The sequence below is a fragment of the Acinetobacter sp. HR7 genome, from assembly GCF_000773685.1.
Lineage (GTDB): Bacteria > Pseudomonadota > Gammaproteobacteria > Pseudomonadales > Moraxellaceae > Acinetobacter > Acinetobacter thermotolerans.
Window position 1 is genome coordinate 1 of record NZ_JPQO01000218.1, and the last position, 10789, is coordinate 10789.

The 10789-nt window shown below is 35.2% G+C and carries 8 protein-coding genes; 1 reads left to right on the forward strand and 7 read right to left on the reverse strand.

Annotated features, from left to right (window positions below):
* Positions 1-128: 128 nt before the first annotated feature.
* The 7 genes from GW12_RS14165 to GW12_RS14195 form a co-directional block, all read right to left on the reverse strand.
* On the reverse strand, positions 129-2120 hold the full coding sequence (locus tag GW12_RS14165; RefSeq protein WP_264673534.1) for an ATP-binding protein: 1992 nt from the start codon (positions 2118-2120) through the stop codon (positions 129-131).
* The gene (locus tag GW12_RS14170; RefSeq protein ID WP_034588784.1) at positions 2117-3478 is read right to left on the reverse strand and encodes an SIR2 family protein; all 1362 of its coding nucleotides are present in this window, start codon (positions 3476-3478) and stop codon (positions 2117-2119) included. Before GW12_RS14170 ends, GW12_RS14165 begins: the two co-directional genes overlap by 4 nt.
* Positions 3479-3497: 19 nt before the next feature.
* Positions 3498-4412, reverse strand: a complete 915-nt coding sequence (locus tag GW12_RS14175; RefSeq protein ID WP_004739694.1) for a GIY-YIG nuclease family protein — start codon at positions 4410-4412, stop codon at positions 3498-3500.
* Positions 4413-4416: 4 nt separating this feature from the next.
* Positions 4417-4704: a hypothetical protein gene (locus GW12_RS14180; RefSeq protein WP_004663637.1), complete on the reverse strand. Its 288-nt coding sequence runs from the start codon at positions 4702-4704 to the stop codon at positions 4417-4419.
* Between the two features lie 3 nt (positions 4705-4707).
* Positions 4708-6639, reverse strand: coding sequence for a DEAD/DEAH box helicase (locus GW12_RS14185; RefSeq protein WP_034588790.1), 1932 nt, complete (start codon positions 6637-6639; stop codon positions 4708-4710).
* Positions 6640-6646: 7 nt separating this feature from the next.
* Positions 6647-9331 (reverse strand): DNA methyltransferase, encoded by a 2685-nt coding sequence (locus GW12_RS14190; protein ID WP_034588792.1) that lies wholly within the window; start codon positions 9329-9331, stop codon positions 6647-6649.
* A gap of 99 nt (positions 9332-9430) precedes the next feature.
* Positions 9431-10444: an Arc family DNA-binding protein gene (locus GW12_RS14195; RefSeq protein WP_034588795.1), complete on the reverse strand. Its 1014-nt coding sequence runs from the start codon at positions 10442-10444 to the stop codon at positions 9431-9433.
* Positions 10445-10562: 118 nt separating this feature from the next.
* Here GW12_RS14195 and GW12_RS15510 point away from each other — a divergent pair, with 118 nt between their 5' ends.
* A complete protein-coding gene (locus GW12_RS15510) occupies positions 10563-10715 on the forward strand; it encodes an Arc family DNA-binding protein (protein WP_001260886.1) in 153 nt (50 codons plus the stop codon).
* The last annotated feature ends 74 nt before the right edge of the window (positions 10716-10789 follow it).

Here is a 10789-nt window from a genome sequence, read left to right on the forward strand (position 1 = left end):
AACCCGGTACGGTTCATATTTAAATGAACAGGCATTCTTACTTTAAGTTGGACACCTGTTCTTATTTTACTTGGACAACAAGAATCTAAACCTGCTGCCAATCATCAGCTACCTCTTTCCAATTTACTTCACGAGCAACTGGATTCCCATTCTGATCTTGGTCTATGTTCAGCCGAAAGATGATTCATTTGGACTAATACAGGCAATTCCGAAGCCCAACCAAGTAGTATTGCATTTTTGGAAGGTAACGAGGGTAAATCTCTCAATAATCCACGGAGATTATCAGGCACCAATTTGTGTATCAGTTCTTGATCCCGTTCATTGCTAATCCGATGAAGTAAGAAACTATTACACTGAGAAAGAACAGTCGGTGAGAGTTCACTAGGTCTTTGTGACGAAAGCATCATACCTAATCCAAACTTTCGCCCTTCACGAGCTATTTTTTCAAAAACTTGACAACATATAGATGATGAATTGTGATATTCGGTATCATCCTTATACCGTTTCACAAAAGTATGAGCCTCCTCCATAACTAATACTGTAGGAAGTACTTGCCCTTGATTCATTCGACGATATCTTTGTAAGGATTCCAATGTCATTCGAGCTATAGTAGCTGCAATGATATGTGCAATTTCTGCTGGAACTAATGAAAGGTCGATAACTGTAACTGTTCCATTTGAAGCATTGTTATCCCCGATATAATCAGAAAGCCAACCATCCAAAGTCATTTCTTTTGCACCGTCAATCTGACTTGTTAAGACTTTCATTCGAGTATCTGAGAGAAGAGTCTTAATTCTCATTTGCATGGTATCAATATATTCTGAGACACCTAGCAATTCGGCATTTCCTTCAATACTTTTTAATAAATTTTCACCAGAAAATGGTCTTGGAATATCAGCATCTATTGGCAATGCATCCATTGCACTGCCACCAAATGAGGTATAGGCAGTTTTTAGTAATTGTAAGAAGTCATTAATCTCTGTTCTATCAAAGTCAAATATTGCGTATTGTGCTGAACGTGCTTGTTCAAAGTGGGTTATCTTATCTGTAATTGCTGTTAAACAAGTTTGTTGATTACTATCAAATACATCTTGATCAGTTAATCCAATTCTCCATTTTTTTAACTTTTCAAAAAAATTCTTCGCTTTGGGAAAGTTTCCCCAAGGTGAACCTGAGTTAATTTCGATTTGGGTAATGCTAATGAGTGTTCTTAAATATTGTTTCATTTCTTGATGGGCAGATTGCTCAATATTAAAAACACCTTCCCGAACCGAACGTAAAGCCTGAATTAATGTAGGACGTTGAGTTTTAGGACTTGCCTGAGTAAAAGAAACCCATTCAGAACTATTCCAAAGCCATAAAGGAACTTGAAGTTGCTGTATGTCCTCATCTTTGGGTTCTACAGAAAAGATTCGAACGTTTTCTTTGTCTTTAAAAGTTTCTGAATACTCGCCATTAGGATCCAATATGATAAATCGGGCATTTGGCTGACTATGTCTAACTTTTTCTGCTGCATCAAGTGACCAGCGAATCAAACCAGCTACGGAACAAGATTTACCACTTCCAGTATTACCTAATACTGCTAAATGACGACCAAAAAGACGATCTGGATCAATCATCACTTTTGCACCATTTGCCAATGGACTGGTACCTATACAAACTCTTCGATTATCACCAGATTCAACTATATCTTGTAATTGATGTTGAGTTGGTAAAATAACAGGTGTTCCCACTGTGGGGTAGCTTTCTACACCTCTTTGAAATTTATAATAAATCCTATCATTTTCTTCTTTGTCGTAAATCAAACAACCCAAAGGATTTAAGCTCATTTTCCGCAAAGGATATGGTAAATCAACTAAACCAAAATCTTGCATTCCTTTTCTTTTTGGGTATTGTGAGCGTTCTATCGTTATCCATTCAATTTGACCAACTAAATATCCACAATCACTAGCTATAAGAACATATCCATTAACTTTGGGAAATGCTCTTGGTGTGCCTGTGTTTAATGCAGTGCCTTCTGGGGCTTCAATATCAAGTAGAACTTTGATTTCACTTGGTGAAACAAAATCCACAGTCCCTATTCTTAGTGAATCAGTATAAGCTAATGGAGAAATACTCATAATGTAATACCTCCATTAATTTTATCTAAATTTTCTGAAATAATGGATTCTTGATTTGAAGGCAATCTTTGTTTTAAAAGTTCACTCATCCGAGAAGTGGTTTTATCAATTGCGGCTTTAGGTAAATAGTATTGTGTTAAGTTTGTGAGATCTGCTAGTGCAGGACCTATAAGTAAACTAATTTGAGAATTACGTCCCAACTCCTCATATAATTTCATGATTCTTCCCATATTGTCATCATAAGAAATAATGACCAAATGGGTCGATGGGATCGTTAACATATCTCGAATAACTCTATTGATATGATCATCACCGAAACTATAGCCATATGTAACTAGAGTGCTATTAGGACGACAAATAGCAGCAGCCAGATCACGGAATAATTCAACATAAGGATAATTTGCCGTTTCTTGATCTTTTGCTGAATTTGGGTAAATCATTAATTCATGTGGGGTCATATCATCATAACCTGCCACTTCAAGAAATGGATCTATTGATTTTGCTCCAAATGGCAAACCAATACGCCGAATATCTTTATTTACTTGTATCCAATCTACTGATCCGTGAAGTTTTGTATATCGAACAACTCCTTCAAGGTAACGAGGTTCTCCACGGATACCAGGAGGATTATAGTGCATGTCTAAATCTAAACGAGATGACCTAAAAATAGGCATTAAATTGCCTAAAAATCTATCAAGTAAGTGAATACCTGCTAATTCTGAACCAGCTTCGATAAGTCGATCATAGTTCGTTGTAAAAATATTTAACCTATCTCGTACACCAGTACGACTAGCAAAGCTCATTAGAAATGTAACTAAAATATTGAAAGCATTTTCTCTTTTTTCAAAGTTTGCTGTGGCAATACCATTTTCACTAACCAATATTGAATTAGCAAAGCCTTGCATTGCTATTTCTAATTCTTTTTTAAGAGCAATAGCTTTATCATCATTCAAAATTTCTAGCCCACGAAGCAATTCATTTGCTACACGTAATTGATCTTCTAGGTTACCATTTTTACGACCAGTCGCTTCAGAGGATTTTTTTGCTGCCTGATTTACTTCATTGTTAAAATTATTAAGTGTTAAAGCATTCATACCCGTAGCAGCTTTATCTGCTGCTAAATAATGAATTGCATGAGTTAAACCAGAACCCGCAAGCAAAGAAAGATGCTCCGATTGAAATAGAGCCGTTAACCATGGCTCAATTCTTGATCGAAGTTCTTTATAAGAAAATGATTCATTGGGATTGAGCCAAGCACACTCAACACCGTCACATAAAGAATATTTCGCAGAATCAGTAGAATCCTGTTTAAATTGAATAGGTGAGTGATCATCCCTAACTTTTATAATATTAATCATATATCCCCCTTAAATTTAATTATCTCAACTCAATCTCTTTCTTAAACTTATTGTATTGATAACTCATGATCTGCCCATTTACTAATAACTCAACGGCTTGCTGAATTACTTCTAAAGGTGCAATAAACCACTCTTTAGGTTGATGATTTTTACCATCTTTATCTGCCACTAATATATCAAGGCAAGATTCACCAAAAAAGGCATGTAGGTAATATTCAAATTTTTGAGGATTAATATTGAAAGCTTGATATTCAGCAATGACTTCAACATCAGCCATCAAATAAGTAGGCTCTTTTTTTGCATTCGCAATACGTTTTTCAACAGTTGTCGTGGCGAAACCAATTTTGTAAAGATGATCGTATGATTGGATACGTGGATCTGTACTTTTAGATTTTAAAATATAAATATAGCCTGTCGATGTATCATCATCAGTGATACCGCCAAAATTAGTGTAGAAATTGGAATTTGCTTGCTCATTGGTTTCTGAAACAATACGTCCATCTTTATATAATGCTTTAGCTAATGAACGGTACAGCATAGTTGATTCAGTACCATTCTCAAAGATAGTGCGTGTTCTACCATCTTTCCTAGTTCGGACATTATTTACTGTCTTGTCCTCCCTAGTAAATGTAAAGTCTGCTAAATAAATTAATAGACCATTTAATACATAGTAACTGCCTTTTTCGAGCTGATAACTTTTATCATGAAATGGTAATAGCTTACGCTTACCTTCACGAAGCTCTCTGTGAACACCTTTAAATAGGTGCTCAAATTGATCAAAATCCTTACAACGTTTACGTTTAGCAACTTCATCTGCTGCTGCACGTTGGACAGGCACATGCTTGATTTTAAAGATGTCCCCATCTTTACCATCATCAAGTAATCCTAGATCATCATCGTTAAAAATATCTTCAAGTGATTTAATATCTGACATATCTTTAATCCTGATGTTGTGGCAGCAAATTATGTTCATCATAATCTGCTAAAGCCATGTATTGCTCTGGATTGGTTTGAATTGCTTCTAAACGGCTCGCAAGCATAAACTCAGAAATGTTTTTCATATCCTTAGCAGGTACACGCCCATGCTGTGTCACAAAATTATTAATTTCATTAAATTTTGAGACCAATTGTTCATCAGCCGTTAGACCAGACGTCTTTTTCTTTACGTTTAAAAGACCTAAGTCATCATCAGCAATCATATCTTGAAGCCAGCTTAAATCTTCCATGTTTTACACTCCAGCTCGTCTACGTTGCTCACGAATATAGATTAGGCATTCGGCTAAACGTTTTTCAATTAAGTTATTTGATTCTAGACTAGGCTCACGACCAAACTGAACTTTAAAAGCTTTTAACTTAGGCCATAACTCAATAGCTTCTTCTTGAGTCATGGTAATTTTAGTTGCTTCGATTGCCTCCTTAATCAATTTTAGTACATTGACTGTGACTTCTTTTGATAGAATTTCAAAAGCTTTTTGGAATGGATTCACAGATTGAATTAAATCAATATTCAGGTCTTCGATATTGATAAATTTATCTGCCATGCGAATAAACTTTTTATCGCCAACTTCTTTGACTTCTGCTGTGCTAATCACTGAGTCCACGACTAAATACTGACTCACTTCTTCAAGTTCATCTTTAGTTAAGTCAGGGTATTTGGTTTGGATAATCTTAGGAATAAGGACTTTATTCACCACTTCAGGCTCAACCTTACCTGCTGAACCTGCTATCACCTTAGCATCTTGAAGAATCGCTGCTTTTAGGTCCACAAGATCATTTTCAATAATCGCCTTTGTTTTTGCTGTACTTGGTTCTTTAAAGCCTTTGATCGTGAGCGTACCAGGTGGAACAATATCTTCATCATCACGTTTAGTTTTAAACTTGAAGTTTGGTGCAAGTATTTGTTCCATTAACAAAGATGCAGTAATTGCTTTCAGCATATTGTTTACTGCAAATTTAACTTCAGTATCCTGCGCATCAGGTTGAGCAATAAGATTGGTAAATTGTGCATGTGATTTGTTCGAGCTATCTCGCGTACAACGTCCCACAATCTGCACAATTTCAGTCAAAGAGCCTCGATAACCAATCGTTAAAGCATGTTCGCAAAATTGCCAGTCAAAGCCTTCTTTCGCCATGCCTAGAGCAATGATAAGATCAAGATCATCTACGGTTTTAATGTTACGTAGATATTCAACAACTTTATCACGACCATCTTCTTCAACGAGATCAGCTACTTTTAAAATTTTACCATCTGCACGTTTGACGGTAATGATGCCAGTATCAGGATCTTTAGCGACAAATTCACCAATGATTTCGAGGATGGCATCTACTTCATCATATTTATCTTTGGTTGATTCACCTGAATTCACATTTGGAATATGGATGATGGTTTTTTTATCAGTATCCAATACTTCTGCAATTGCGATAACCCCTTCATCATCTTTTGCAAAGTAGCGCCCTTTATAAAAGTGATAACCAATGCCTAAAGATTTTAAATAGGTATAGCCATTAAGTTGTTCGTAATAGTTAAAGGAAACTTTATCAAATTTTGCTTCGTCTTCTGGCGTAAGTACAGGAACACTATCGCCACGGAAGTATGAACCCGTCATCGCAACAATATGAGCGGTGGTATTGTCCATTAAAGCTTTAAGAACATTACCTAGAATATTATCAGCATCTGCTGAAACATGATGGAATTCATCAATTGCCACTAATGTATTATCAAATACATGATCTTCTAACTCTTCAAAAGCAAATCTTAGTGTTGCATGTGTACATACTAAAATTTGATCTGTACCTTCCATAAAACGTTTAAAGGCTTTTACTTTGCTTTTATCGCCACCAGCAGTACATAAATTATTTTCAGGTTTGATGTCCCAATCTGCAAAAAAGCCACTTTCACTCAGCTTAGTGCTAGCAAATGAACCGCCAATTGAGCGTTCAGGTACAGCTACAATAACTTTGCTCAACCCTTGGTTGTGTATCTTGTCTAAACCTAAAAACATTAATGCACGAGACTTACCTGATGCAGGAGGGGCTTTTAAGAGCAAATACTGACTATTACGAGATTCGAAGGCGCGAGCTTGCATAGCTCGCATTCCCATATTATTAACTGAGGTGCTTTCCCCAGTTTGTTGATAATTTACTTCTACTAAATTTTTCATTTTTATCTCAATTTAACATTGTTTCATAGTAGTGGAATAATCGCTCTAGACGCTCTTCATCTGTTTTAAATTCACTTGACTTATAGAGTTTTTCCACCAGTAAGTCATTCTCTATATGAGCTTGTTTTAAGTCCAAAGGCATTTTTTCAGGATCATAAAGTTGAGCCAAACTTAAATGTGAATAGGATTCACGTACAGCCAGTATTTTAAAAGCAGATTCATTTAACTTGAAAATCGCTGCTTTCATAAGTTTTGGCACAGGAAAAGTGTTATAGCAAATCGCTGATGTATAGCGAATATCTGTTCTTAGTCTTCCTGCTAATGTTTTAGTCCATACCATGTGCATTCTTGATTGAAGTAACGCAAAAACATACGGTTCAGGATCATGCACGATACTTGCAGAATTACTTACAATCACAGATATATCACTAAAACCCATAGGAATATATTCTCTACGTTCCGAAGAAACGGTAGGAATAATAATTTGAGACTGTTGAGGTTGATTAATCCATGCAAATTTATGAGGACGTGAAATAGCTGTTTGCGCCCGTGTTCCAGCGTTACTTCTAAATTCCTTAACCGCATCAATTCGTTCTTTTAGTAAGGGAATTGTCAATGCTTTCTCTAATTCATTATCTTCAATCCATAGGCAGTATCTTTCAATGCCGTTAATGAATTCGTTAGAACCTGTATAGTTACGAACAAATGGCTTAACCCTTTCATCAGCTAAGATTAATTGTGCTTTTTCCTCACTAGAGAGAATTAAATTCCCCCCATCCAACGCGCCACTTCCATCTGAAATTTTAGGCAGTTTTGAAAGTGGGATACGCCTTTTAGTTACTATGACATTTGAGCTATCAATCAGATAAGAGTTAATATTCTTGACTACTGATTTAGATAAATTATTTATAAGAGTTTTGGTTTTAATAGCGTCTTTATGCTGTAACCCAATGATAACGCAGGTAACCCCTGCATTAGATCTTGCATTATTTGACCACTTGAAGGATTGGTGTGCAAAGCAAATGTCCACACTTCGTTTATAAATTTCGGGCCACAAGAGTTCTACTTGAACTCCTTGGCAAATGGAATTAGTCGATACAAATCCAACCTTACAATTCTCATTGATATAGTCACTAGCCAACATAAACCAACAAGCAATGTAGTCTAAAAATTTATAATTCGATACATCCTTAAAGATCTTTTCCATATCTTGTTTTTGGTTTTGATCTTGCATTTTGAAGCCCATATAAGGAGGATTACTCAATACATAAACTTCAGCATCCGTATTATCACAAATCTCTTTCCAATTAGTTTGAAGAGAATTTCCGTGCACAATATTTCCAGAGTTTTTAAGAGGAAGTAATACTCTTGACTCTCCAAATTCCTCTTTAAATGCAATATTCATTTGATGTTCTGTTAGCCATAAAGACAGAATTGCTATCTCATGAGCAAAATCATCGATCTCGATCCCATAAAATTGAGACACTTGAATCACTGAAAATGGTTTTGAAAATTGACCTGTTTTTTCTAACTCTAACTCTTGAACACGCTTCAGCACTTCCATTTCAAACTTACGTAGCTCTTTATAAGCAATAATGAGAAAGTTTCCTGAACCACATGCAGGGTCAAAAATTTTAAGTTGCCCTAAACGTTGCTGTAACTTTAATAGTTTATTAACACTGTCTTGATTTTTTTCTAATTCTTCATATAAATCATTAAGAAATAAAGGTTCTATCACCTTCATAATATTTGGTACAGAGGTGTAGTGTTGCCCCATAGTGCTACGCTGTTCTGTATGAACAACAGCCTGGAACATTGAACCAAAAATATCAGGATTAATATCAGACCAATCTAGGTCTTTACCACACTCAATCAAAATCCTACGTGATTTACGTGTGAATTTTGGAACTTGAATATCATCTTTAAACAAGCCACCATTTACATACGGAAAATCTGCTAAGTAATCAGGTAAATCTGTTTCACGATCTTCAGATGATTGGTTTAACACTTTAAACAATCGACCAATTAAAGCCGATAAATCTGATCCATCTTCATTACTCTTTGATATTGCCGAAGTGAACTGTTTGTCCTTAAAAATTTCAGTATCTTCAGCGAAATAACAGAATAGCAGTCGGGATAAGAAAATATTAAGTTGATGTAAGTTCTCTTTATTATTTAAGTCATCCTCATCGAAATTATCTGCTTTAATTTCGTCAAAAAGCTTTGCTAATTTTTCAGCAGCCTTAACATCCGCAGGGTTTTCGCCTTGATATACGGCTTTCTCCATCCCAGCCCATGGTAAGAAGAAATCAAATTTTTTAGCTAAATCACTAAAAGGAACATCCAATGTATCTTGTGTTTTAGTATCTACGGCTAATAGATTTTTAAAATCAGTCACGATCAAGAAGCGAATCTTATTGCTTTCAGTTCGCTTTTCATTCTTCATTTGATCAATCAGACCATGTAAATCATGCTGTTTTGCAATTTTGAAGTATATTTGACGCTTCCAAAAAACGTTGTTTTCCTTATCTTCAGCTAAATTACGCTCACCATTACGCACTCGTCCAATAGATTGGCTGCGATGTCCATAAGCTAAAAGCAACTCATAGATAAAGTCTTGTTTATTTAGCTCATCTTGAGCAATTTTATGGATGAGCTGTTTTACATTTTCTTCGATTTGGACGATATTCATTTGTATAGATAACCGTATTAAAGCTAATAATTAGTTTAAGGAAACAATAAGTTAAATTGAATGAGACTTTTTATGTATGCGACACAAAGTGACGTGAAATTAATCGAAAGTCATAGGGTGCTTAATGTGGAATTCAGAGTCATTCCAATGATTCTGAATGAATTCCTTTTCATTAAAATCTTTTATTAATCTTGATCTAAGCGCATCAAATCCCTGCCAATAGAATTCATCTAATGAGTGATTAGGTAATGCATCTGCGAGGTCATCCATCCAAGGTATATGATGTAGTTGATCAATCAGTGACGAGGGGTGCGCTTCTTCTGACCATATTTTTTTCGCCATTTCTTCTGAAATCAAGAAGCTATATATATTCGGATGATGGTATGAACTATGGTATTTTTTTAAGGTTTTAAACAGTAAGCATAAATAAAGTAGAGAGTTATATCCACCGACACCAGTGATATCACTAATATGATAAGGGGTATGGAAACACTCTAAATATTGATTTGAATACAGCTTAGCTACAATTAGTGACCCTTCCGCATTAAGAGAGCGAATAAATTTAACTTCTTTGACTGACTGATTTTTTAAGAACTCTTTTTCAGGATTAGGGGTCAATAACCATCTTATATCTTTATCTATATTCTCATCGAAACGGAAGCTCTCAACTTTGAATGGTCTTTCCTTTCCAAAGAGTAACCAATTTGAATTCGCAGATAAAAAATTTGCGATCTGTTCTAGTTGGTTAAAAGTTGGTTCCATTTCTGCTCTGAACCAAGATTCAGCACTATCTGCTGAGCTTTCCCCAATCTTATATGCTAATTCAGCAACTGTAAGGTCTTTGAAATGCAGACTTTTTTTAATCTCATTAAAAAGAAAGTTAAGTCTCTCAGCTACATCTTTTTTACGCTGGGTCGGTGTTCTTGCTTGTAGAAAATTTTCAATGACTTTAGCTGCTTCTAGATGAATATTATTATCCATTACAAAAGAATCATATAGACGAGACATGGTCTCGGCATTAATTGATCGTTGATTTACCTTAGCAGCTTCATCAATCTTTAACTTTAAATCCTCAGGAATTCGGAGGTTAAATTGAATGTCTTTTTTTTTCATAGATTCCACGAACAGTAGGAATAAGCAATAGTAGCATTATGATGCAAAAAAACTATTGCGCATATAGAATCATTTTAATACTATAGAATCAAAATGCTACTACTGGTCAATAATTAATATGCGAACAACCAAGCAATTAAATCTAAGGTTGCCTGAAGAGTTGGTTTTTTGGGTGAAAAAAATGGCTAAGAAAAGACATCAATCGATGAATTCTTATGTATTAACTGAACTTGAACGCATGAAGAAGGAGTCGAAAAATGAACTAAATTAATTTTTTATTTTATCTACGCCAATCTCAACTTTTTAAGTCATTGAAATAAAAAGGACATAACCTCATTTTAAATC